The following is a 233-nucleotide window of genomic DNA, read 5'->3' as shown; positions in this document are numbered from 1 at the left end:
GCACCGAAAACAACCGCATCGTCAATTTCGCCGCGCCCGCGCGGCTCATCGGACAGATGGTCGACGTCATCATCACCGAGGCGCACACCAACTCGTTGCGCGCCCGCGTGGCCGACGTCGACCGCGATCCCCAAGAGGCCGAATGACCACTTCCCGCCCCCGCGCCCGCCGCAGCATGCCCGCCATCGTCACCCTGGACGGCGACAACACCCACCTGGCCAATCTGTGCGGCC

At 68.2% G+C, this 233-nt stretch carries 1 protein-coding gene; it reads left to right on the top strand.

Annotated elements, in window-relative coordinates:
• On the top strand, positions 1–146 hold a 146-nt coding region (locus SB751_RS35620; protein ID WP_410749685.1), incomplete at its 5' end, for a TRAM domain-containing protein.
• Positions 147–233: the final 87 nt, after the last annotated feature.

Source organism: Cupriavidus sp. SIMBA_020 (genome assembly GCF_046535395.1).
Classification (GTDB): Bacteria; Pseudomonadota; Gammaproteobacteria; order Burkholderiales; family Burkholderiaceae; genus Cupriavidus; species Cupriavidus campinensis.
Note: the sequence above shows the minus strand (reverse complement) of the source record. Positions and strands in the feature narration are given on the sequence as shown.